The 23,314-nt window shown below is 74.0% G+C and carries 20 protein-coding genes; 12 read left to right on the plus strand and 8 right to left on the minus strand.

Annotation, left to right across the window (positions count from 1 at the left end; all coding sequences use genetic code 11):
* The first annotated feature begins 3 nt into the window (after positions 1–3).
* Positions 4–1,143 carry a pyridoxal phosphate-dependent aminotransferase gene (locus AB1207_RS09820; RefSeq protein ID WP_367637953.1) on the plus strand — a complete coding sequence of 380 codons (1,140 nt, stop codon included), beginning with the start codon at positions 4–6 and terminating at the stop codon, positions 1,141–1,143.
* A gap of 7 nt (positions 1,144–1,150) precedes the next feature.
* On the opposite strand, the gene AB1207_RS09825 is transcribed toward AB1207_RS09820, so the two are convergent.
* A complete protein-coding gene (locus tag AB1207_RS09825; protein WP_367637954.1) occupies positions 1,151–2,131 on the minus strand; it encodes an aldo/keto reductase in 981 nt (326 codons plus the stop codon).
* A gap of 85 nt (positions 2,132–2,216) precedes the next feature.
* On the opposite strand from AB1207_RS09825, the gene AB1207_RS09830 reads away from it, so the two are divergent.
* From AB1207_RS09830 to AB1207_RS09840, 3 genes are read left to right on the plus strand one after another with little or no spacing between them, the layout of a single operon-like run.
* Positions 2,217–2,885, plus strand: coding sequence for a response regulator transcription factor (locus tag AB1207_RS09830; protein WP_367637955.1), 669 nt, complete (start codon positions 2,217–2,219; stop codon positions 2,883–2,885).
* A gap of 57 nt (positions 2,886–2,942) precedes the next feature.
* On the plus strand, positions 2,943–3,605 hold the full coding sequence (locus tag AB1207_RS09835; protein ID WP_367637956.1) for an HAD-IA family hydrolase: 663 nt from the start codon (positions 2,943–2,945) through the stop codon (positions 3,603–3,605).
* Complete coding sequence (locus tag AB1207_RS09840) at positions 3,602–4,621, plus strand: hydroxyacid dehydrogenase (protein ID WP_367637958.1); 1,020 nt, start codon at positions 3,602–3,604, stop codon at positions 4,619–4,621. The genes AB1207_RS09835 and AB1207_RS09840 overlap by 4 nt, the downstream gene beginning before the upstream one ends.
* A gap of 3 nt (positions 4,622–4,624) precedes the next feature.
* Here the strand turns inward: AB1207_RS09840 and AB1207_RS09845 are convergent, their stop codons facing one another.
* Positions 4,625–6,055, minus strand: a complete 1,431-nt coding sequence (locus tag AB1207_RS09845; RefSeq protein WP_367637959.1) for a sensor histidine kinase — start codon at positions 6,053–6,055, stop codon at positions 4,625–4,627.
* Between the two features lie 77 nt (positions 6,056–6,132).
* On the opposite strand from AB1207_RS09845, the gene AB1207_RS09850 reads away from it, so the two are divergent.
* Genes AB1207_RS09850 through AB1207_RS09860 form a run of 3 tightly spaced genes read left to right on the plus strand, consistent with a single transcriptional unit; the run spans position 6,133 to position 8,824 of the window.
* Positions 6,133–6,762 (plus strand): DedA family protein, encoded by a 630-nt coding sequence (locus AB1207_RS09850; RefSeq protein WP_367637960.1) that lies wholly within the window; start codon positions 6,133–6,135, stop codon positions 6,760–6,762.
* Between the two features lie 29 nt (positions 6,763–6,791).
* A complete protein-coding gene (locus AB1207_RS09855) occupies positions 6,792–7,634 on the plus strand; it encodes an undecaprenyl-diphosphate phosphatase (RefSeq protein WP_367637961.1) in 843 nt (280 codons plus the stop codon).
* 59 nt (positions 7,635–7,693) lie between these two features.
* Entirely contained in the window at positions 7,694–8,824 is a 1,131-nt protein-coding gene (locus AB1207_RS09860; RefSeq protein WP_367637962.1) for a hypothetical protein, read from the plus strand.
* On the opposite strand, the gene AB1207_RS09865 is transcribed toward AB1207_RS09860, so the two are convergent.
* Genes AB1207_RS09865 through AB1207_RS09875 form a run of 3 tightly spaced genes read right to left on the minus strand, consistent with a single transcriptional unit; the run spans position 8,806 to position 12,763 of the window.
* The gene (locus tag AB1207_RS09865) at positions 8,806–9,261 is read right to left on the minus strand and encodes a hypothetical protein (protein WP_367637963.1); all 456 of its coding nucleotides are present in this window, start codon (positions 9,259–9,261) and stop codon (positions 8,806–8,808) included. The two genes, AB1207_RS09860 and AB1207_RS09865, sit on opposite strands and share 19 nt — an antisense overlap.
* Positions 9,258–11,243, minus strand: a complete 1,986-nt coding sequence (locus tag AB1207_RS09870; RefSeq protein WP_367637964.1) for a primary-amine oxidase — start codon at positions 11,241–11,243, stop codon at positions 9,258–9,260. The genes AB1207_RS09865 and AB1207_RS09870 overlap by 4 nt, the downstream gene beginning before the upstream one ends.
* Complete coding sequence (locus AB1207_RS09875) at positions 11,240–12,763, minus strand: APC family permease (protein ID WP_367637965.1); 1,524 nt, start codon at positions 12,761–12,763, stop codon at positions 11,240–11,242. Before AB1207_RS09875 ends, AB1207_RS09870 begins: the two co-directional genes overlap by 4 nt.
* A gap of 182 nt (positions 12,764–12,945) precedes the next feature.
* Here AB1207_RS09875 and AB1207_RS09880 point away from each other — a divergent pair, with 182 nt between their 5' ends.
* The 5 genes from AB1207_RS09880 to AB1207_RS09900 all read left to right on the plus strand — a co-directional run bounded on the left by AB1207_RS09880 (position 12,946) and on the right by AB1207_RS09900 (position 19,270).
* Positions 12,946–14,070, plus strand: coding sequence for a GGDEF domain-containing protein (locus AB1207_RS09880; protein WP_367637967.1), 1,125 nt, complete (start codon positions 12,946–12,948; stop codon positions 14,068–14,070).
* Positions 14,071–14,100: 30 nt separating this feature from the next.
* Positions 14,101–16,197, plus strand: coding sequence for a cell wall-binding repeat-containing protein (locus AB1207_RS09885; protein ID WP_367637968.1), 2,097 nt, complete (start codon positions 14,101–14,103; stop codon positions 16,195–16,197).
* Positions 16,198–16,372: 175 nt separating this feature from the next.
* Positions 16,373–17,926, plus strand: coding sequence for a methyl-accepting chemotaxis protein (locus AB1207_RS09890; RefSeq protein WP_367637969.1), 1,554 nt, complete (start codon positions 16,373–16,375; stop codon positions 17,924–17,926).
* Between the two features lie 54 nt (positions 17,927–17,980).
* Positions 17,981–18,952: a class II fructose-bisphosphatase gene (gene glpX, locus AB1207_RS09895; RefSeq protein WP_367637971.1), complete on the plus strand. Its 972-nt coding sequence runs from the start codon at positions 17,981–17,983 to the stop codon at positions 18,950–18,952.
* A 39-nt stretch (positions 18,953–18,991) separates the two neighbouring features.
* Positions 18,992–19,270 carry a TfoX/Sxy family protein gene (locus tag AB1207_RS09900; RefSeq protein WP_437178910.1) on the plus strand — a complete coding sequence of 93 codons (279 nt, stop codon included), beginning with the start codon at positions 18,992–18,994 and terminating at the stop codon, positions 19,268–19,270.
* A gap of 9 nt (positions 19,271–19,279) precedes the next feature.
* Here the strand turns inward: AB1207_RS09900 and AB1207_RS09905 are convergent, their stop codons facing one another.
* The 3 genes from AB1207_RS09905 to AB1207_RS09915 all read right to left on the minus strand — a co-directional run bounded on the left by AB1207_RS09905 (position 19,280) and on the right by AB1207_RS09915 (position 23,310).
* Positions 19,280–21,280, minus strand: coding sequence for a cell wall-binding repeat-containing protein (locus AB1207_RS09905; RefSeq protein ID WP_367637974.1), 2,001 nt, complete (start codon positions 21,278–21,280; stop codon positions 19,280–19,282).
* A gap of 140 nt (positions 21,281–21,420) precedes the next feature.
* Entirely contained in the window at positions 21,421–22,500 is a 1,080-nt protein-coding gene (locus AB1207_RS09910; RefSeq protein WP_367637975.1) for a DNA glycosylase AlkZ-like family protein, read from the minus strand.
* Between the two features lie 54 nt (positions 22,501–22,554).
* A complete protein-coding gene (locus AB1207_RS09915; RefSeq protein ID WP_367637976.1) occupies positions 22,555–23,310 on the minus strand; it encodes a sulfite exporter TauE/SafE family protein in 756 nt (251 codons plus the stop codon).
* Between the last annotated feature and the right edge of the window lie 4 nt (positions 23,311–23,314).

Genomic DNA, 23,314 nt, shown 5'->3' on the forward strand with positions numbered 1-23,314 from the left:
ACCGTGCCCGCGATCGCTCCCCACGCCCTGACGATCCCCGCCTCGCCGATCCGCCGGATCTACGACCTGGCCCGGGGCCTCGACGACGTCGTCCTGCTGAACGTCGGGGAACCCGACCTGCCCGTGGCGCCGCACGTCCTCGCGGCCGGCGCCCGGGCCTGGGAGGACGACGTCACCGACTACACCCCGAACGGGGGGATCCCCGCGCTGCGGGCGGCGATCGCGGCGAAGCTGGCCCGCGAGAACGACCTGCACGTCGACCCCGAGCAGGTGTGGGTCACCGCGGGCGGGATGCAGGCGCTGCACCAGGTCCTGTCCCTGACGCTGGGGGCCGGTGACGAGGTGCTCGTCCCGGACCCGGGGTACGTGAACTTCTCGATGACGGCCCGGCACGTGGGGGCCGTGCCCGTCCCGTACCGCCTCGACCCCGACGACGGTTTCCGCCCGGACCTCGCCGCGCTCGAGGCCGCCGTCTCACCCCGGACGCGGGTGCTGCTCGTGAACTCGCCGTCGAACCCGCTGGGGACGGTGTACCCCGCGCCCGTCGTGGCGGAACTGGTGGAGTTCGCTCGGCGGCACGACCTGTGGGTCGTCTCGGACGAGGTGTACGAACGGTTCACGTTCGGCGTCCCGCACGTCTCGACCGCGTCGCTCGACCCGGACGGCCGGGTGCTGTCGGTGTTCTCGTTCTCCAAGACGTACGCGCTGACGGGTGCCCGGGTCGGCTGGTTCGTCGCGCCGCTGGACTGGGCGCCGATGCTGCGCACCGCGCAGGAGGCCGTCGTCAGCTGCGTCAACGCCCCCGCCCAGCACGCCGCCCTCGCCGCTCTGACCGGCGACCAGCAGGTCGTCACCGACGCCCGCGAGCACTACCGCGCGAACATCGATGCGGTCTGCGAGGTGCTGTCCGGCAACGGGATCCGGTTCCAGCGACCGCAGGGATCGTTCTACCTCTGGGTCGACGTGTCCCACGTGTCCGGCGGCGACGTCGCCGGCTGGTGCGAGCGGTTCCTCGTCGAACGTCGCGTCGCGGTCGCGCCGGGGTCGGCGTTCGGTACCGGCGGGGAGGGGTGGATCCGGTTGTCCCTGGCCGGGACCCGCGATGACGTGCTGCGGGGTTCGTCGCGGATCCCGGCTCCCTAGGGAGTTCTCACCAGGCGTAGGCCTCGGGGGCCGGCTTGCTGCCGTGGGGGAACGGCGCGGGGAACAGCTCGTCGAGCCGGTCGAGCGCGGCCTGGTCGAGCTGCAGTTCCAGCGACCGCAGCGACCCGGTGAGCTGCTGCTCGGTGCGAGGCCCGATGATCGGTGCCGTCACGGCCGGCCGGGTGAGCAGCCAGGCGATGCCGACGTCCGCGGGGTCCGCCCCGAGTTCCCGGCAGAACTCCTCGTAGGCCTCGATCGCCGCCCGGTTCGCCGCGAGCCCGTCGGTGTTCGACGTGCCGCGCCCCTCGTCGCCGCTGGCCTGCTTGGCCAGGACCCCGCCGAGCAGGCCGCCCGCGAGCGGCGACCACGGGATGACGCCGAGCCCGTAGTGCTCCGCCGCCGGCAGGACCTCGAGTTCCACCCAGCGCGACATGAGGTTGTAGAGCGACTGCTCGCTGACGAGGCCGACGATCCCGCGCTCGGCGGCGCTGGCCTGCGCGGCGGCGAGGTGCCACCCGGCGAAGTTCGAGGAACCGGCGTAGAGGATCTTGCCCTGCTGGCGCAGGACGGACATGCCCTCCCAGATCTCCTCCCACGGCGTCGCCCGGTCGACGTGGTGCATCTGGTAGAGGTCGATGTGGTCGGTCTGCAGGCGCTTCAGCGACGCGTCGCAGGCCTGGCGGATGTTGTAGGCGGACAGCTTCCCGTCGTTGGGCCAGTCGGTCATGTCGCCGTAGAGCTTGGTGGCCAGGACGGTCTTCTCGCGGCGGCCGCCGCCCTGGGCGAACCAGCGGCCGACGATCTCCTCCGTCTCGCCCTTGTGGCTGCCGTAGCCGTTCGCGGTGTCGAAGAAGTTGATGCCGTGCTCGTGCGCGGCGTCCATCACGGTGTGGCTGTCGGCCTCGCTCGTGCGGGGGCCGAAGTTCATGGTGCCGAGGCACAGCGGCGAGACGCGCAGACCTGTGCGGCCGAGGTGGCGGTACTCCATGCCGGAACCCTACGCGCGGGGTGGGGGACCGGCGCGGTCGATCTGTCGCCCCGCCCGGCGGGTGCACGCTCGGCATGATGGGCGGGTGCGCATCCTGCTCGTGGACGACGAGGTGACCCTGGCGACGACGCTCGCCGCGGGCCTGACCGGTGCCGGGTTCGCGGTGGAGCTCGCCCACGACGGGCTCACGGGCCTGCAGCGGGCGCAGGAGGGGACGTTCGACGTCCTCGTGCTCGACATCATGCTGCCGGGCCTGAACGGGTACGAGGTCTGCCGCACCCTGCGCAGCCGGCAGGTCTGGACGCCCGTGCTCGTGCTCACCGCCAAGGACGGGGAGTACGACGAGACCGACGCCTTCGACCTCGGCGCCGACGACTACCTGCGCAAACCGTTCTCCTTCGAGGTCCTGGTCGCCCGGCTGCGCGCGCTCGTCCGCCGTGGGGCCCCGGAACGTCCGGCCGTGCTCGACGCGGGGCGGCTGACGCTGGACCCGGCGCAGCAGCGCGTCCACCTCGACGGGGCCGAGGTGCGCCTGACGGCGCGGGAGTTCCAGGTGCTGCAGCACTTCATGCGCCACCCCGGCGACGTGCTGACGAAGACGAACGTCCTGCAGAACGTCTGGGACGAGTTCTACGAGGGCGACGACAACACCGTCGAGGTGTACGTCGGGTACCTGCGCCGCAAGCTCGGCCGGGAGTTCTTCGAGACCGTCCGCGGGGCCGGGTACCGGTTCCTCCCGGCGCCCCCGACCTGACATCGTGGGTCCGGACTGATCCCGGGGACGGCCCCGGGGCGAGGGCTGGAGGTCGCAGTGGGTCAGGACGGGGACGTCGACGTCACGGCACGGGGGTTCCTCTTCGACTGCGACGGAGTCCTCGTCGACTCCGACGCCAGCGTCCACGCGGCGTGGAGCCGCTGGGCGGTCGAGCACGGCTTCGAGCCCGACGGCGTCTACGCCCAGGTCCACGGCCGGCGCGCGGCCGACACGGTCGCCCTCCTCGTCCCGGACGCGGCCCGGCAGGCGGAGTCGTTGCATCGCATCAACGTCCTGGAGCTCGAAGCGGCCGGTGAGGTGCCGCCCGTGCCGGGTGCGCCGGAGCTCGTCGCCGCCGTGCCTCCGGGCGCGTGGGCCGCGGTGACCTCCGGGACGCGTCCGCTGGCCCGCGCCCGGCTGCAGGCCGCCGGTCTGCCGCTGCCCGACGTCATGGTCACCGCGGACGACGTGAGCGCGGGCAAACCCGCGCCCGAGGGGTACCTCGCGGCCGCCGCCGCCCTGGGCGTGCCGCCCGCCGACTGCGTCGTCCTCGAGGACGCCGTCGCGGGAGTGCTCGCCGCGCGGGCCGCCGGGGTGGGCGCCGTCATCGGTGTGGGCGAACGGGCGCTGGCCACCGACGCGGACGTCGTCGTCACCGACCTGCGCGCCCTGACCGTGGTGGACGGCGGCCTCCGGGTCGCGGGCAGCAGGCTCCGGTGACCGGCAAGCCCGTGGTGCTGCTGCGGCCCGCGCCGCAGCGGCGCGACCGCATCTTCACTCCGGACACCCTGCGGCGGCTGCACGACCTCTTCGACGTCGTCGACCTCGAGGACGACCCGTCGCCGGGGGCCGTGGACCGTGCCCTGCCCGACGCGTTCGCGATCGTGGGTCAGCCCGACCTGCCGGCCGAGCGCCTGCGCGGAGCCGAGCGCCTGAAGGCGATCGTCAACGTCGAAGGCAACTTCTTCCCCAACGTCGACTACGCCACCGCCTTCGCCCAGGGGGTGCGGGTCCTGGGTTGCGGGACCGCGTACTCCCAGGCCGTCGCCGAGTACGCCCTCGGGCTCGCGCTGGACCTGGCCCGCGGCATCACCCGCGGCGACCGGGCCGTGCGCGCGGGCACCGAGGAGTACACGGCCGCGGGGAACCTCGACGCGGTCCTGCTCCGGCGGGCCCGCGTCGGGATGGTCGGGTTCGGGAACCTCGGCCGTGCCCTGCGGCCGCTGCTGGCCCCGTTCGAGACCGCCGTGCGGGTCTACGACCCGTGGCTGCCCGCGGCGGTCCTGCAGGACGCGGGCGTCGTGCCTTCCAGCCTGGAGGACACGCTCTCCGACAGCGACTTCGTGTTCGTCCTGGCCACCGCGACGGCCGAGAACGCGCACTTCCTCGACGGGTCCGCCCTGGACCTCCTGCGCCCCGGCGCGCGGCTCGTGCTCGTCAGCCGGGCGAACGTGGTGGACTACGCCGCCCTGCACGAGCGGCTGGCGCAGGGGCGGTTCCTCGCCGCGATCGACGTCTGGCCCGAGGAACCCATCCCCGCCGAGGACCCGTTCCGGACCCTGGAGACCGCCGTCCTGTCCGCCCACCGGGCCGGCGGCATCCCGCAGGCCTTCACCTCGATCGGCGACATGGTCTGCGACGACCTCGAGCTGATGAGCCGGGGCCTGCCGCCCGTCCGGTTGCAGGTCGCGGCCCCGGAACTCGTCACGCGGTACCGCAACAAGCCCGTGGGCTGACCGTCAGTCCGGGGGCAGGGGGGCCAGCGGCAGTTCCACCCGGAAGCTCGTCCCCGGCGCCCCGCCCTCGGGGTCCTCGACGCGCACCGACCCGCCGTGCGCGGTGACGACGTCGCGGACGACGGCCAGCCCGAGCCCGCTGCCGCCCGCGTCCCGCGCCCGGCTCTCGTCGAGCCGCACGAAACGGTCGAAGATCCGCTCCCGGTCGGCGACGGGTACCGGGGCGCCGTCGTTCGTCACGACGAGGACCGCCCGGGACCCGTTGCGGCGCAGCTCGACCGCGACCGACGAGTGCGCGTGCCGGACCGCGTTGTCGACGAGGTTGCGGAGCACCCGCGCCAGCGCCGACGCGTCGCCGAGGACCCGCGCCGGTTCGCGGTGGAGGGCCACGTCCAGACCCGTCGTGCCGCGCAACCTGCGGTGCTCGTCCGTCACGAGGTCGTCGAGGTCGACCTCCTCCCGCTCCGGTTCGGCGACGGTCCCTGCCCGGCCGCGTTCGTCGAGCCGGGCCAGCAGCAGGAGGTCCGAGACCAGCCGGTCCAGCCGCTGCGCCTCACCCCGCACCAGCCGGGCCAGGTCGGCCGGGTCGGTGCGTTCCGGTTGCGTCAGTGCGATGTCGGCGGCCGCGCGCAGCGTCGCGACGGGACTGCGCAGCTCGTGGCTGGCGTCGGAGACGAACTGCCGCCGCACCGCCTCCCCGCCCTCCAACCGGTCGAGCATCGCGTTCATCGTCGTCGCGAGCCGGGCCACCTCGTCCTGCCCCGGCGGGCGCGGCACCCGCTCGGACAGGTCGCGGTGGCTGATGCCCTCCACCGTGCGTCGGATGCGCGTGACCGGACGCAGCGCCCGCCCCACGAACACGTACGTCGCGAACCCCACCGCGAGCAGCAGCAGCGGACCCGCCACGGCCAACCCGGCGGCCGCGGCGTGCAGCGTGTCCTCCCCGGTGCCGAGGGACTGCGCCACGAACACCGTCGACCGCCGGCCGTCGACCTGCCCCGACAGGCTCGTCACGAGGTATGCGTCGTCGTCGAACGGCAGCCGGACCTTCTCGTGGCCCGTCCCGGTCGGCACGGTCGCCGGGTCCAGCAGCGGTGCGGCCCCCCGCAGGTCCGCGCTGGAGGCGACCACGTTCCCGTCGGCGTCCAGCAGTTGCACCGCGGCGCGTCGGCGGGCCGCCGCGTCGATCGCCGCCTGCAGGTCCTCGCGGTCCACCCCGGCCAGCGCCTGGACGGACTGCGCCGTGGCGAGGTTCGACGCCTCCAGCGACTGGCGCAGGTCGTCGCGCAGCAGGAGCAGCAGCAGCCCGCCGGCGGCCAGCACGACGAGGGCCTGCACGAGCACCGCGGCCACCGTCGACCTCACCTGGACGCCCGCACCGCGCCACCGGGTCACCACCCGGTCGCGCATCCGTTCGAGGTTCCCGCTCCGCACCCGCCCAGCATCGACCCTCCACCGGATCGGCACGCCGGTTCAGCTGACGTTCAGCCGACGACTGCCACAGTGTCCGCGTGGGTTCCGCTGTGCACGAGTTCCTCTCGGCCCTGCTCGGGGTGCCGGGCGGCTGGTTGCTGGCCGTCGTGGGCGCGCTCGTCTTCGTCGAGGACGCGCTGTTCGTCGGGTTCGTCGTCCCGGGCGAGACCGCGGCGGTCGTCGCCGGCGCGGCCGCCAGCCTCGGACGTGCCCCGCTCACGACGACCCTGCTCGTGGTGGCCGCCGCGGCCGTGGCCGGCGACTCCGTCGGCTACCTCGTGGGCCGCCGCTACGGCGACCGCCTCCTGTCCCTCCGGCCCCTGCGCCGGCACGCCGCAGCCCTGGACAAGGGGCGCCGGCTCGTCCGCGACCGTGGCGGCGTCGCGGTGTTCCTCGGCCGCTTCACCGCGTTCCTGCGGGCGGTGACGCCGGCGCTCGCGGGTGCCTCCCGGATGCCGTACCGCCGTTTCGCGGTGTGGAACGTCGTCGGGGGACTGGTGTGGTCGGCGGCCGCCGTGCTCGTCGGCTGGACCGCGGGGACGTCGTACGCGAGCGCCGCGCACACCCTGGGACAGGGCAGCGCCGTCGTCGTGGCGGTCGTCGTGGGTGCGGCGCTCGCGGTCCTGCTCGTCCGTCGCCGGCGCGCCCGGTCACCGCGGAACTCCTGAGACGTCCACCGGAAGGAACGGGGAAGCACGTGCAGTTGTGGCAGGCCGTCGTGCTCGGGATCGTGGAGGGGCTCACCGAGTTCCTCCCGGTCTCCAGCACCGGGCACCTCACCATCGTCGAGAAGCTGCTGGGCCTGCGCGTCGACGACGCCGGCACCACCGCGTTCACCGCGATCATCCAGTTCGGGGCGATCATCGCCGTCATCGGGTTCTTCCGGCGTGACATCGTCCGGCTCCTCCTGGCGTGGGTGGGCGGCCTGCGGAACTCCGCCGACCGGGGGACGGACTACCGCCTCGCCTGGTGCGTGGTCGTCGGGTCGGTGCCGGTGGGCCTGGTCGGGTTCCTCGCCAAGGACGTCGTGGCCGGGCCGTTGCGGTCGCTGTGGGTCGTGGCGTTCGCCCTCATCGGGTGGAGCGTCGTCATGGTGGCGGCGGAGGCGTACGCCGCCCGGCGGGCGCACCAGCGCGGAGAGGGTGCCGTCACCCTCAAGGACGCGCTCACCATCGGTGTCGTGCAGTGCCTCTCGCTCGTGCCGGGCGTGTCCCGTTCCGGGGCGACGATCAGCGCCGGGTTGTTCCGCGGACTCGACCGCGTCACCGCCACGCGGTTGTCGTTCTTCATGTCCATCCCCGCGCTGACCGCCGCCGGCCTCTACGAGGGGGTCTCGGCCGGGAACGACGTCTCCCGCACGGTCGGCTGGGGGGCCACGGCCGTCGGCACCCTCGTGAGCCTCGTCGTGGCCTACGCCTCGATCGCCTGGTTGCTGCGGTTCGTGGCCCACCACCGGATCAGCGTCTTCGCCGGGTACCGCGTCGGTCTGGGCGTGGTGCTGCTGGCGCTGCTGGGGACCGGGACGCTGTCCGCCGTCTGACCGGCGGGCACCCACCCGCGGTCCAGCCCGTCCCCAGCCGGACCTGGTGCGCTGGGGTCGTGACCCAACTGCAGGAACCCCCGGTGCTCGACGCCCCGCCCGCCCCGCGGCGGCGGCGGCGCGGGCGCTGGGTCGCCGTGTGCGTCCTGTGCGTCCTGGCCGTCCCGGGGGTCTCGTTCGGCCGGGCGATGGTCGCTCCCGGCGCCGCACCGGCCTCCGTGCGGGCGGTGGAGTGGGTCCGCGACCACGGCGGCGCGCACCTCGTCGACCTCGCCGAGAACTGGTGGTTCTCCCGCCACGTCCCCCACGGAGCGGTCCCCGCCGTCCGCGGCCCCGAGGTGCCTGCCGGGACGCCGGGTGCCCCTCCCGTCGTCCGGGGGGCCGTCACGGAGTCCCCCGCCGAAGGGCACTGGACCGCCGGCCGCCTCGGCTCCGACGGACTGCCCGCGCTCTACTCGACGTGGTTCCGGCCGGACGCCTCCGATCCCGGTGTGGTCGCCGCGGCCGCGTGGATCCGCGCGGGCAGCTACCGGGCGCACCTCGTCGCGGGGACGAAGGAACCGGACACGGGCTCCTGGCCGGGGGACGCGCGGGTCGCGCCCGGCGACGTGCCGAACCTGCTCGCGACCTTCAACGCGGGTTTCACGTTCCACGACACCCCGGGCGGGTTCTTCGAGGACGGGCGGTCCAGCCGTTCCCTCGTCGACGGTCTGGCCACGGCCACCATCAGCGGTTCGGGCGCGCTGCAGGTGGGGTTGCTGGGGGCGGACGTCTCCCTCGCCGGCGGGACCACGCAGGCCCGGCAGAACCTGCACCTCGTCGTCGCCGACGGCGCGCCCGTGGCGGGACTGGCCGCCAACGGGTCCGGCCGGTGGGGGACGGCCCACAACCAGGGCCAGTACACGTGGCGGTCGGGTCTGGGCGTCGACGCCGCCGGTGACCTCGTCTACGTGGCGGGGAACGGGCTCGACCTCGTGCACCTCGCCGACGCCCTCGTCGAGGCCGGAGCGGTCCGCGGCATGGAACTCGACATGCACAGCGGCATGGTGTCGTTCTCGAGCTGGGTCCCCGCGCCGGCGGGATCGAAGGAACCGGTGGAACCGGCGAAGCTGCTGCCGGACATGACGCGGGAGGCGGACCGGTACCTCGCCCCCGACCAGCGTGACTTCTTCTACCTCACCGTCGACTGACCGTCCCGGCGTCGCAGGAGCAGCACGAGGCAACCGAGGACCTGCGCGGCCGTGAGGGTCGAGACGGCGGCGAGCGCGACGCCGCCGGACGGGCCCGGGAGCCCGAGCGCCGTGGTGTGGGAGGCGTGGCCGGCCGGGGTCACCAGACCCGGCGACACGGTGGCCGGCGTCGCCAGCAGCGCCGCATGGGCCAGGAGCACCGCACCGCCCACGGCGGCCACGACCGCCCAGGTCCGCGGGGAGGGGGCCCGCCACAGGTGGCCCGCGCAGGGCAGGCAGACGAGCGACATCACGAGCAGCGCGCCGGCCAGCGGCAGCGACGATCCCGCGTGGGCGACGGCGAGCGGAACGTGCAGGACGGCGGCCGCCGCGCCGGCCACCGCGACGCCCCGGGAGACGCGCAGTTCCCGGGACGCCGCGGTGCGGGCCGTGCTCACGCGCCGCAGCACCCGCCCGCCGGGGCGTCGTGGCTGCTGCGGGCCACCGGAACTCCCAGCGCGGGGTTGCGGTCGAAGAACCCGACGGGCTTGAGGGTGAACCCCGCGTAGTCCACCGGCATGACCGGCCAGTCCTCGGGCCGGGGGAAGTGCGTCAGCCCGAACGTGTGCCACAGCACGAGGTCCTGGCCGTCGAGGTCCCGGTCCCCGGCGACGAACGCGGGCAGTCCGGCGCCACCGGGGTTCTGGTTGACGAAGTCCCCCGCGGGGTAGCGCTCCTCGCTGTCGTACTGCGTCACCCACAGGTGCTTCGTCCCGAACGTCGCCCGGTCGTGCACCACCGACGTGTCGTCGGCCAGCAGCAGCGGCTGGTGCTCGGGGTGCAGCGCGTACCCCGTCGGCTGCCCGAGGGAGTTGGTCTTCTCCGTGTTCAGGACGTGCCACACCCGGCCGGTCGCCCCGTTCGCCTCCCGCTGGGCCACGGCTTCGCTCGTCAGCCGGGTGGCCTTCCGCGCGAAGGCGTTGCCCCACGGGTTGCCCTCCCCGCGCGGGACCCGGACGGCGTCGACCTCCTCGACCGCGTTGCTCAGCCCGTCGACCATCATGTCCAGCCGCGCCGAGAACAGGTGCTGGTGGAAGGGCGCCGCCAGGCCCGGGGCGATCTCGGTGGAGAACTCCAGACCGCCCTCGGGGTGGGCCGCCGTGAAGACGACCCCGGTGGCCTTGGCCTCCAGCTCGATCGTCCCGTCGAGGTAGAGGTACCAGTAGAACCCGTAGTCGTAGTTCCCGATCGTGGTGAAGAACGAGATGACGAGGCGGCGCTGGCGGCGCGTCTCGTCCATCCCGTTGAACATGTCGGAGTGCTTCCAGAGCACCCCGTAGTCCTCCTCGTGCAGGCAGATCGCGTTCTGCACGGTCTTGGGGTGACCGGTCTCGTCGGCCAGGACGGCGTCGAAGTAGTGGATCTCGCCGAGGCAGTCGCAGCCCAGGGCGAGCGAGTTCACGAAGCGGCCGAACAGGTACTCACCGGTGTCGAAGTAGTTCTGCCAGAACCGCACGGGGGAGGGGTCGGCATAGGGGACGACCATCTCGGCGACGGACGCCCGGTAGACGACGTCGCGCTGGACGCTCGGGTCCGGCCCGGTGTGGTCGGCCACGGAGAGCTGGTGCAGCGTCAGCCCCTCGCGGGCGTCGAAACCGACGCGGAACCGCCAGCCCTGCCAGCTGACGACGTCGCCGTCGACGGAGAAGCTGGGCCCTTCCGGTTGGGTGATGGCGATGGGCTTGAGGTCGGTGCGTTCGGCCTGGGCGTGCGGCGCCTCGTCCCAGTTCCCGCTCTGGCGGGGGATCTCGAAGCGCTGGTGGTCCAGGACGTGCAGGACGCGACCGGCCGACAGGTCCACGAAGGCGACGATCCCGTCGACGGGGTGCGCCCACGGCAGCGCCGACGGGTCGGGCTGGGCGAAGGCGAAGACGCGCAGGATGCGGGCCGCGCCGGGGTCGGTGGCCGGGATGTCGTCGTAGTGGCCGGCGGACAGCGGGACCGTCACGACGTCCTCCGGCGCCAGCCCCCGGGAGGCGAGCGTGGACACCCACCGCTCGTCGGCCCGCAGGACCGGGTCGATCGCGGCGAACTCCTCCTCCAAGATCGGCAGGTGTCCCTCGACGGCCCCGTCGACCGTGCGGTCGGAGACGATCCCGCGCTGCGAGAGGGAGAGCCGCACGTCGCGGCCGACGCCCGTGGCGGTGTCCAGCAGCAGCGCGCGGACGGTCCGCTCGACCGGGTCGCCGGGGGTGAACGCGAGGACGGCGGCCTTCGGGGGTTCCAGCAGCCCGAGGTAGGCGAACCGCGTCGTGGGCGTGAGCGTGGGGCCCAGGAGTTCGCGCGCCGCGTCGACCTCGGCCGCGGTGAGGCGGTCGAGCGGGTGGGTGGGAACGGTGGTGACGAGCAGGTCGGTGGTGGGTGTCTCGAGCAGGCTCATGCGATGTCCTCGCTGTCCGGTGCGGTGTGCGGGGTGGAGCGGACCTGGTGCGGGACCGCGGGTTCGGCGGCGTCGAGCTGCGCTTCGAAGGCGGCCACGGCCAGCGGGTCCGCGCCGGGCTTCAGGACGCCGACCAGCGGCCCGACGAGGTAGGAGGCCACGATGAGGACGAGGAAGACCGCGCCGACGGTCCAGCCGCCGACGAGCAGTCCGAAGTTCGCGGCCGTCAGGTAGGCCGCCACCAGCAGCCCGACGACGCCGATGACGGGTGCGACCTTCGTGTTCCAGACCCGGGCGTCGACGCGGGTGCGGGCGAAGAACACGAGCACCGCGATGCAGGTCAGCAGCATGAGGAGGATGAACCCGAGCGTCGCGATGCCCGACATCCAGGTGTAGACCTGCAGGACCGGGTCGAGCCCGGCGGCGACGAAGGCGACCACGAGCGCGACCGAGGCGCCGGTCTGCAGGAGCGACGCGGTGTGCGGCGAGTGGTGCCGCGCGTGCGAACGACCCCAGAACCGCGGCAGCACCCCGGTGTTCGCCATCGAGAACACGTACCGGTTGACGACGTTGTGGAACGACAGGACGCAGGCGAACAGGCTGGTCAGCAGCAACGCCTGGACGACGTCCCCGGCCGCGACGCCGACGAAGTCCGACGCGGTCTGCACGACCATGCCCTCGGGGTCGGCCGCGGCCTCGGTGACGGCCCCGGTGTCGCCCCAGGCCGAGACGACCGACCAGGCCGAGAGCGTGTAGAAGACGCCGATGACGGCGAGCGAGGCGTACGTCGCGCGCGGGATCGTCCGGTCCGGGTCGCGCGCCTCGTCGCGGAACACCGCCGTGCACTCGAACCCGATGAACCCGGCGAGCGCGAACATCAGCCCGATGCCGGGTGCGCCGGCGGCGATCCCCGAGGGCGTCAGCGAGGCCGTGGAGAACCCCTCGGGGCCACCGCCGGCCAGCACCACTCCGGCGTCGACGACCAGGACGATGCCGATCTCGGCGATCAGCAGGACGCCCAGGACCTTGCTGGACAGGTCGATGTGCCGGTACCCGAGGAACCCGACGACGGCGATGGCCAGCCCGGTCCACACCCACCACGGCAGGTCCGGCCCACCGAGGTCGTCGGACACGACCCCGCCGAGCGCGGCGCCGAGGTAGCCGTACACCGCGGCCTGGATCGTCTGGTAGGTCAGCAGGGCGAGGAAGGAACCCCCCAGGCCGTGCAGGCGGCCGAGCCCGGCCGCGATGTAGGTGTAGAACGCGCCGGCGTTCGGGACGTAGCGCGTCATGGCGACGAAACCGACCGCGAAGAAGAACAGGACGACCGAACCGACGGCGTACATGGCGGGGAACCCCGCGCCGTTGCCGATCGTGATGCCGAGGGGAACGCTCCCGCCGACGACCGTCAGGGGTGCGGCGGCGGCCACGACCATGAAGACGATCGAGCCGACGCCGAGACGGCCGGACAGGCGGCGCGGCTGCGCCGGTGCTTCCGTGGTGCTCGCGGTGGACGCCATGACGCTCCTCCGTGCAGGGGGGACCGGGCGGCCCGTCGCCGCCCCGGGAGCGATCCTGCTCGCGTCCGGTTTCCGTCGTGTTGCGCTCGTGTGACGAGCGTTTCCCTCGTCCGGCGGCACCCGATGGGCCGACCGGGCCACCCGTCCTCGTGTCGGCGTGATCTGCTGCCGATCACGAGACCGTGGGGGGACGATCGACGGCCGGGGACCGCGGGCTCGGCGCCGCGGCCCTCGACGACCCCGTCCCCTCGCTGCGGGCCAGCCAGGTCTTCATGGTCCTGTGCGCCCCGGCGCTGCTCGTGCTGGCCCTGGCGGTCGTGTTCGTCGTCCCGGAGGTGCTGCGACCGGGGGCCGCTCCCGTCGTCCTCGGGGCGGGGATCCTGGCCCAGCCGGTCGCCCTGCTGGCCGTCGTCCGGCACCGCCGGACCGGACGGCCGCAGGGCTGGTGGTCGGTGTGGGCCACCGGGCTCATCGCCGTCCTCACCGCGAGCGTGGCGGACGAGGCGTTCCGCCAGACGGCCGTCACCGCCCTCGTCGTCGGGCCGCTCTACGCCGCGATGTTCTGCAGCGCCCGCTCGATGCTCGGGCACCTCGCCCTGGCCCTCGTCGTCGCGACCGGTCTGGCGGCCGACCTGCCGGGTGACGCCCTGGTGCGGGCCTCCCGGGTGGCGGCCGTCGACATGGTCCTGGCCCTCACGGTCGCCGGGTTGTTCGCGTTGCGGGCCAGGCTCGACGCCGCGGTGGCGCGGGCCGTCGCCGCCCGGGACCGGGCCGACGCGCTGGCCGCCCGGGACCCGCTGACGGGTCTGCTGAACCGCCGGGGGCTGCGGGCTGCCCTGGCCGCGCGTCCTCCCGGCCCGCTGGGAGCGGTCCTGCTGGACATCGACCACTTCAAGCGGGTCAACGACTCCCTCGGCCACGGGGCCGGGGACGACGTGCTGGTGCGTGTCGCCGGTGTGCTCGCCGCCACCGTGCGAGGGGAGGACCTGCTCGCCCGCATCGGCGGGGAGGAGTTCTTCGTGCTCCTGCCCGGCTTGCACCCGCACGAGGTCGCCGCGCTGGCCGAACGCCTGCGCGCCGCCGTCGCCGCCGACGGAGGTTCGCCACCCGTGACCGTGAGCGCCGGGGTGGCGGCCAGGTCGGCGTCCGCCACGGACGGCGCCGCCACGGAGGGGGTCGGACCGGACGTCGTCGACGAGTTGTACGCGCGCGCCGACCGGTTGCTCTACCGGGCCAAGCGGGAGGGGCGGAACCGCGTGTGCGCGGAACCTGGGGACCGGAGGGTTCGGGTGCCGACCACCGGGTAACGTCCGGCGGGTCGCGCCCGATGGGTGCTCGTGCGCATCCGCCCCACAGGTCACATCCGTCACCTGCCTCGTCTGGCCCTCGTCGGTCTGCTGACGTCCCTGCTGTCCCCGGTCGTCGGTGCCTCCAGCGCCGCCGCAGCCTGGGAGCCGGGGCCGGCCCGGCTCGCGGTCCTCGCCGGCACGGGGGGCGACCCGAGCGTGCCCAGCACGGGCTTCGGGCGTTTGGCGACGAACCTGGCCGGGCCGATGGCAGTGGCCGTCGGGGAGGCTCCCGGCGTCGGCACCGGAGAGTTCGCCATCGCCGATCGGTGGGTCGGCAGCGTGGTGTGGCAGGACGCCGCCGGGGTGCGGCCGGGGACCGCCCTGCAAGACCTCCTGGGCTCGGTCGGTTTCGGGGCGTGGTGGCAGGTCTTCCCCCAGGGGACGACGGACTTCGTCGCCACGGGTGTCGCGGTGTCCCACACCCACCGGACCAACGACGCCTTCACCGTCTACGCCACGGACCCCGTCATGGGATACCTGCTCGGAGGGAACGACGGTTCCAGCCTCCTCGCCGGGACCGGTCGAGCGCCCGGGATCCCCGTGCCGGGGCCCGCGTCCGCGTCGCCGCTGCACGCCAACGCCGTCGCGACCGACAGTCGCGGGACCGTCTACGCCACCGACCCCAGCGCTGGATCCCTGGTGGCCATCGACCCCGCGACAGGACTCCTGCGGTTGGTCGCCGGTACGGGCACCGCCGTTCCCCTCACGAACCCCCGGGCGGTCGCCGTCGGACCCGACGACGCCCTCCACGTCATCGACGGGAACGCCGTCGTGCGCCTGGCCGCCGACGGCACGAAGACCGTGCTGGCCGGGCCCGGCAGCGACCACCCGGTCGACGCGCCCACCGCCATCGCCGTCGGCGTGGACGGGACGCTCTACGTCGCCGACGGGCACACCGTGACCTCGCGGGACTCGGCCGGCGCCTGGACCCTCGTCGCCGGCCGCACCCACGGCACGCCCGTGCCGGGCGACGCGGTCGACAGCCCGCTGGGGCAGCCGACCGGGTTGGCCGTCCGCGGCGACGGGACCCTCGCCATCTCCGACCGGGAGGCGAGGCAGGTGCTGACCGTGACACCCGACCAACCGGCCTACGGGGTTCCCCTCGACCCGGGCACCCACCGGCTGGCAGGGCCCGACCGTGTGCAGACCGCGGTGCTGGCCTCCCGGCGCTTGGCGCCCTTCGACCACACGGCGACGTCCGTGGTGCTCGCCCGGGCCGACAGCTACGCCGACTCCCTCGCCGGCGCACGCCTCGCCTCCACGTTGTCGGCGCCCCTGTTCCTGACGTCCGGCGACCACCTCACACCGGAACTGCGGGCTGAACTGGACCGTGTCCTGACCCGGTCCCCGCGCGTCTACGTGCTCGGTGACAGCCGGGCCGTCCCCATCACCATCGACGAGGACGTCTACCGCCTGCGGCCCTTCAGGGACACGGAACGGCTCGCCGGGTCCGACAGGTTCGACACCGCCGCGCAGATCGCGGATCGGGTCGAGTGGTGGGGTGGGGCCGACGAGACCACCCCCGTCTTCCTCGTCAACGGCTGGAACTACCCGGACGGTCTGGCGGTGTCCGCCCTGGCTGCACGCACCGGGGGACAGGTCCTCCTGACCGACGGCGACCACCTTCCCGAGCGCACGGCGCGGTTCCTCGCCGAACACGATCCCTCGGGTTCTCGCACGGTCCCCGTGGGCGGTGCCGCGGCCGAGGCCGTGGAGAACGACATCCCGGACCGGGCGTACGAGAACGCGATCGGCAACGCGGTCGTGGGCGCTGACCGCTACGAGACGTCCGCGGTTCTCGCCTCCGCCTTCGCCCCGGAGACGGGCGATCCGGTCACGGAAACACCGGTCGGACTGGCCACAGGGGAGAACTGGCCCGACGCACTCGTGGGGGCGGCCGCGATGGGTGTCCTCGCGGGGCCCCTGCTGCTCACGCCCACCGAACACCTGGCCCCGTCGACGACGTCAGCACTGCGATCGCTGACGACCGGACCCGGTCGCGTCAGCACGCTGGCGGTGTTCGGAGGTGCTGATCGCGTTTCCGACAGCGCGCAGCGGGAGGCGGCCGCGTTCGTGCGGCGGTGAGGGGTGGCGGAGTGGTGACGGCGGCAGCCGGTGGAGGCCTGTGGCCCGCGTCACTCCACCGGTGAAACGTTCAGGGCTCCGACCGTTGCGTCGATGAAACCGCGGGTCCTCGAAGCGCGGGGTCCCCTGGGGAGGTTCGAGGTCGTCCATGTCGGCTCGTCTGCGTGATCTGCGCGTGTCCACCAAGCTCGTCGCCGGGTTCGGCGTCGTCGTGCTCCTGCTGGTGTTCACCACCGGCTTCGCCGCGCTCAAGCTGCGGGCCGCGCAGGACAACCTCGACAGCCTCTCCGCCTCGGGGGTCGCCTCCGTCGCGGCGGCCGGCCACCTGGAGACGTCCTTCGGCACCGTCCGCGAGGACCTGCTGCGCGCCTCCCTGCCCGGCGCCGACGTCACGGCGGCGCTGTCCACACTCGACGCCGACCAGGCCGCGCTCGACCAGGCGTGGACGACCTACCAGGGCACCGCGCCCTCGGCCACGGCCGCCCAGCAGTCCGCCTACACGACGGGGCTGGCGACGTACCGCGCTGCCGTGCAGGAGTTCATCTCGGTCGGCACGTCCTCCGGCCAGGCCGCCGCGGCCGCCCTCGGTGCGCAGAAGATCGCGCCGGCCGCGCAGCAGACGAAGGCCGCGCTCGTGGACCTGACGACGGCGGAGTCCGCCGCCGCGACCGCCATGGCCGCCCAGGGCGGGCGGGACTACCACCGCAACCTCGTCGCGCTCCTCGTCGTCGCCGCCTTCGCCGTGGCCCTGGCCGTCGTGCTCGCGCTGTCCATCGCGCGGTCGATCTCCCGCCCGCTGGCCCAGACGCTCGAGGTGGTCGAGGGCCTGGCGCAGGGCCGGCTGGACCGCCGCGTCCCGAACCCCGGCCGGGACGAGGTCGGGCGGCTGGCCGCGGCCACGAACGACTCGATGGACACCTTGACGACGCTGCTGCGGGACGTCACGTCCACCGCCGGCGCCCTCACCTCCTCCTCCCGGCAGCTCACCGGCGTGGCCTCGCAGTTGTCCTCCGGCGCTGCGGAATCCGCCTCGCAGTCGCAGGTCGTCTCCGCGGCCACCGAGGAGATCAGCGCGAACATCGGCACCGTCGCGGCGGCCGGCGAGGAGATGACCTCGGCGATCCGCGAGATCGCGACATCGACCGCGCAGGCGTCGGAGACGGCGGCGACCGCCGTGGCCGCCGCGCGGGACGCCGGCGAGACGATCGAGCGCCTCGGGGCCTCCAGCCGCGAGATCGGCGACGTCGTCAAGCTCATCACCTCCATCGCCGAGCAGACGAACCTGTTGGCCCTGAACGCGACCATCGAGGCCGCCCGCGCCGGGGACGCCGGCAAGGGGTTCGCCGTCGTCGCCGGTGAGGTCAAGGAACTCGCGCAGCAGACCGCCCGCGCGACGGAGGAGATCGTCGCCAAGGTCAACGCCACGCAGGCCGACGCCGGTGCCGCGACCGGGGTCATCGCGCAGATCGCCGACGTCATCGCCCAGATCGACGGCCTGCAGGCCACCATCGCCGCCGCCGTGGAGCAGCAGTCGGCCACGACCAGCGAGATGGTCCGCAACGTGACGGAAGTCTCGACCGGGTCGCAGGAGATCGCCGCCAACATCAGCGGCATCGCCCACGCGGCGGGCCAGACCACCGACAGCGCAGCGCAGACCGCCGCGACGGCGGACGAGGTCTCCCGGGCGGCGGGCCGGCTCAGCGACCTCGTGGCGGGCTTCCGCTTCTGAGTCGTCCTGCGTCACCGGTTCGGGCCGGGGGCCGGGACGGGCATGATGGCTGCCATGAGCAGCCTGCGCACCACGCCCGACCGGAACCTGGCCCTCGAACTCGTCCGGGCGACGGAGGCCGCGGCGATCCGCGCGACGCCGTTCATCGGCCGCGGTGACAAGAACGGTGCGGACGGCGCCGCCGTCGACGCGATGCGTGAGTTCCTCGGCACCGTCGACTTCGCCGGCGTCGTGGTCATCGGCGAGGGCGAGAAGGACGAGGCGCCCATGCTGTTCAACGGCGAGGAGGTCGGCACCGGGAACGGCCCGGCCTGCGACATCGCCGTCGACCCCATCGACGGGACCTCCCTCACCGCGCTCGGGCGGCGGAACGCCATCTCGATGATCGCCGCGGCGGACCGCGGCGCCATGCTCGACGCCCACACGGTGTTCTACATGGAGAAGATCGTCACCGGCCCCGAGGGCGTCGGCGTCGTCGACCTGCGCCAGCCGATCGGCGAGAACATCCGTGCGCTGGCCAAGGCCAAGGGCAAGGACGTCGCGGAGATCTCCGTCGGTGTCCTCGACCGTCCGCGCCACGAGCAGCTCATCGCCGACATCCGCGCGGCCGGGGCCGGGACCCGGCTCCTCCTCGACGGCGACGTCGCCGGCGGCATCGACGCCGCCTCCTACGAGGGTCGTCTCGACATGTGCGTCGGCGTCGGCGGCAGCCCCGAGGGCGTCGCCACGGCGTGCGCCATCAAGGCCCTGGGTGGGCTCATCCAGGCCCGCCTCGCCCCCAAGACCGACGACGAGCGCCAGCACGGAACCGACGCCGGGTTGAAGTTCGACCACGTCTACACCGCCGACGAACTCGTCAAGGGCGACAACACCTTCTTCGTCGCGACGGGCGTGACGGACGGGAACCTCGTGGGCGGCGTGCGCCGGCTCGGCCCGGTCATCCGCACGGAGTCGATCGCGCTGCGGGCCCGCTCCGGCACCATCCGGCACATCCGCGCCGACCACCTCGTCGAGAAGTGGCTCTGAGGATCCGGTCGTGACGGCGCTGGAGCGGGTGCGGGACTGCTGGCGGGCAGGGACGTCCGCGAGCGCCGCATGTTCGGCGGGACCTCGGTCATGGTGGACGACCGGATGGTCGTCAGCGTCCGCGGCGACGGCAGCCTGCTGGTGAAGGTCGACCCGGAGCGGTCGGCGGACCTCGTGGCGCGAGAGGGAGCGGTCCGCGCCGAGATGGGCGCGGGCCGGGACACGGGCCCGTCCTGGCTCAGCGTCCCCGCCTCGGACGACCGGGTGGAGTTCTGGCTCGGGCTCGCGCTGGAGCACCACGCTGCCGCACTCCGGTGACCCGGGCGGTCACGAAACCGCGAACCCGCAACGCGTGCCGGTGGCGGCGTCGGCCCTCTGCAGACGGACGAACACGCCGTAGCCCAGCCGCGTGTTCGCCGCGGCCGCGGTGCTCGGCCGGCCGTTGACCTGGACGTCGCAGTCCCAGGGGACCTCGAGCACGGCCGGGGGTCCGCCGTCGCGCAGGTCCACCTGCAAGAACGCGCTCGACGGTTCGCCGGGACCCGGTGCCTGCGTCAGGAGGGTCCCGGAGTGGAAGTCGCCGTAGACCTCCTTCGGCGGGATGTTCCGCAGCACCGTGGTGCGGCCCTGGCGGGTGGCGGCGTCGACGATCCAGTCCTCCACGGACAGGTCGCGGTCGAAGGCCGAGAGCGTCGACCGTGCTCCGTCGACCGACACCTGCGTCTGCGCGGTGGGGCGGGGGAGGTGGAACCTTCCGCCGCGGGTGTCGAGGAGCACGGAGTCGGCCGTGACGTCGAGGACCTGGCCCTCGAGGGACCCGTTGGTGAGGGCGTAGGACGAGGGCACCGCGCCGGGGCCCAGGACGACGGTGTCGCCGGTGCTGAGGTCGGCGAGGAAGTCGGCCCGTGTCGCGGCGACGCCGTCGACGGTGTAGATGGCGGTCGGGACCAGGTCGGCCGCCGGGACGTCGCGGAGGGCGACCGCCGTCTCGGGGTCGAGCACGGCGAACCCGGAGGCGGTGGGGGTGACGGGGCCCGACGTCCAGTCCTGCGGCGTCCGGTGGACGAGGGTGAGGGTGTACCCCTCCCACCGGGGGGTGTTCGACCGGACCAGGACGGCGTCACCGACCCGGGCGGCGGCGAGGAACCGCGCGTACGGCACGTGCTCGCCGTCGACGACCCAGTAGGCGTCCCGGTCGTCCCCCACGGGCGAGTAGCGCCCGAGGGCGAGGTGCCCGGTGGCCACGTCGACGGCCGTGACCGGGCGCAGCTCCGGTGCGGTGCCCCGGGCGAGCTCGCGAGCGCGGACCGCGAGCGCGTCCGGCACGCTCGCCACCGAGCCGAAGACCGTCCCGGAGGTCATCGCCGAGCCCCAGTCCCGGAGGTAGCTCTCCGTCCCGATGCCCAGGGCGCCGGTTCCGGCGGTGAGCAGCAGGGGGGCCTTGCGCCGCCCGGCCCACACGCCGGCGCCGAGGGCGTCGACGGTGTACCCGTTGGCCAGGGCCACGTTGCTTGTCGCGCCCATGGTGAACGTGGTCCCGGACCGGGCCAGGAGCGCGGCCGTCTCGGTGCGGTCGCGACCGCCGACCGTCTCCTGGTAGCTGTTCGGCAGCAGGTCGCGGACTTCGTCCCGGACGTCCTGGGAGATGCCGCGTCCGAGGAACACCACGCTGCGCGGCTGACCGTCCAGGAGGGCCTCGGCCACGACGTCGGGCAGGGCGTCGGCGGCGGTGAGCAGCACTGCCCGGCCCTGGTAGGCGAAGGGTCCGGCCGCGAGGGCGTCGGCCGCGACCTGACCGGCGGGGAAGTCGCCGCGGGCGAGGTAGACGGTCTCGCCGTCGTCCGGGCCCGACTCGTAGACCTGGGCGGCGGTGTCGTAGCGGTCCTCGCCGGCGAGGACGTCGCCGACGTCGAACCCTTCCCCGGAGAGCTGGTCCAGGGCGCGGGGTCCGACGGAGTTCTCGTCGCCGAGGACGACGACGTCCTCGGTGCCGAGGGCGTGCAGCGCGGCGAGCGTGGCAGTGGGCACGACGTCGCGGTCGGTGAGCAGGACGGGACCGTCCACGAGCCCGGCGAGGTAGGTCCCCGTGAGCGCGTCGACGTTGCGCCACCCGTTGGCCAGGACGACGGTCCGGGCTCCTTCGGGGAAGGCGTCCAGCGCCGTCAGGGCGGCGGTCTCGAAGCGGTCGGCGCCGCCGAGGCGGGACCCGGCGGCGTCCGGCACGAAACCGGGTGCGGCCTCCGCCGTGCCGGGGGAGGCCCCGAGGAGGAGGACCAGAGCGGCCGTCGCGGCGACGGAGCGGGCGTGACGGGGGAACGGAACGGGCACGGGAGTCCTTCTCGGGGTGTGCACGGGACACGGACCGGACCCGGACTCCCAGGGTAGGTCGCACCCGTGTCCCGGCGGAGGAGAACGGCCGGACGGCGATCTCGACCACGCCCCCGGCCGGTCGACGCTCCGTCCCCGGCTCAGCCCCGCTGGTCCAGCCACCCCGACGGCAACGTCCGGGAGCGCCGTGCGAGCGCGGTGCGGCGGGCGGCGGAGAACTCCTCGAACTCCTCGACGGCGACCCCGTCGCCGGCACGCGTCCACGTTCCGACCACCCGGCCGCCGACGACGACCGTTCCGCGGAACACCCCGTTCCCGCCGGGGGCGACGCGGCTGGCGTGATCGAGGGCCAGCACCGCGGACCGGTCGGCGTAGCCGAGCAGGAACTCGTCGAACCCGGGCAGCAGGTGGACGCCCCGGGCGGCGCCGCGGTGGGCCGCGACGAGGTCGGGCAGCGCGGGGTCGACGAGGTGCTCGACCCCTTCGACCTCGACGGCCTCGAACTCGGCGCGGACCGCCTCGAACCCGCGGCGGACGGTGCCCAGCGGCAGACCGGTCCAGAACGCGACGTCGGTCGCCGTCGTCGGCCCGTGCGAGCGCAGGTGCCGTCGCGTCCACTCCGCCAGCGGGTCCGGCGGGACGTCGCCCGGTGGGACCCACGGGTCCAGGGGCACGAACAGTTGCTCGCGACCGGCGAGCGGGCCGAGGCAGAGGTCGGCCGTGAGGGCCAGGTGGTGCAGCAGGTGGTAGCCGCGTCCCCCGCCGGTGCCCTGCCCCGCGGCCTCGAAGGCGGCCAGCAGGTCGGCGCGGGTCGAGCCCGTCGGCGGGCAGTGCGTGCGGACGGTCGCGCGGGCGACGTCGAGGTCGGCGTCGGTGATGGCCAGTTGCTCGCGCCGGCGGCGGGTGGCGGTGATCGTCCGGGTCGCGCACAGCGCGAGCACCCAGCGCAGGTCGCTCGCGCGCAGCAGGTGCAGGGTTCCGCGCATCGGCCAGGAGCGGACCACGGTCCCGGCGTCCAGGGCGTCGGCGAGGCTCGTGTTCTCACCGGCCCCTGCGCCGGCCCGCGTGCGCAGGGCCACGGCCGTCGCCGCGGCGCGCAGGTCCTGCGCCTGCAGGGCGGCGAGGTGCGTGACGACGGCGGTCGCGTCCGGCAGGACCGGCACGACCCGCTGGGCCACGAGCCGCCACGTCCCCACGTCCTGCCGCCGCAGCCGGATCACCGGCCCAGCCTGCCGGATCGAGCGCCCCAGTGCAGAGGGTTCGGCGCGGCGGGTTCAGCGCAGCAGGTTCAACCCCGAGACGACGGACAAGCCCAGCACCCACTTCTCGAACGTCTTGATGTCCATCCGCTTGGCGACCCACCACCCGATGAGCGCACCCAGGACGACGGCCGGGGCGAGCCGCAGGTCCAGCCAGAGCGAGTCCACGCTGATGAGGCCGAGCCCGACGCTGAACGGCACCTTGAAGCAGTTGACGATGAAGAAGAACCAGGCGCCGGTGCCGAGGAACGACATGACGCCCAGGCCCATCGTGAACAGGTAGATCGACATGGGGGCGCCGCCGGCGTTGGCGACCATCGTCGTGAACCCCGCGAGGAACCCGAACCCCAGCGACGCCCACCGGCGCCGGCTCGGCGACATCGGCACGACGTCGGTGTTCTTGCGCAACCGGCGCTGGCGCCACACGTGGATCGCGACGAGGAGCACGAGCAGGACGCCGATGGACCGGCGCATGAACGTGTCGTCCACGACCCGGACGAAACCCGCGCCCGCGACGACGCCGACCGCGACGTAGGGGAAGAGCCGGACCAGCAGGCCCCAGTCGGCGTGCCGGCGGTAGATGGAGATGGCGAAGAGGTCGCCGAGGATGAGCAGGGGCAGGATGATCCCCGTGGACTCCTTGGCGGGCAGGACGGCGGCGAAGATCGCGACGGCGATCGTGCCGGCGCCGCCGATCGACGTCTTGGAGAACCCGATGACGAGGGCCGCCAGGTACAGGGGGATGAGGTCCGTCGTCGCCAGGTCCAGCACCGGG

The organism is Kineococcus endophyticus, from assembly GCF_040796495.1.
Classification (GTDB): Bacteria; Actinomycetota; Actinomycetes; order Actinomycetales; family Kineococcaceae; genus Kineococcus; species Kineococcus endophyticus.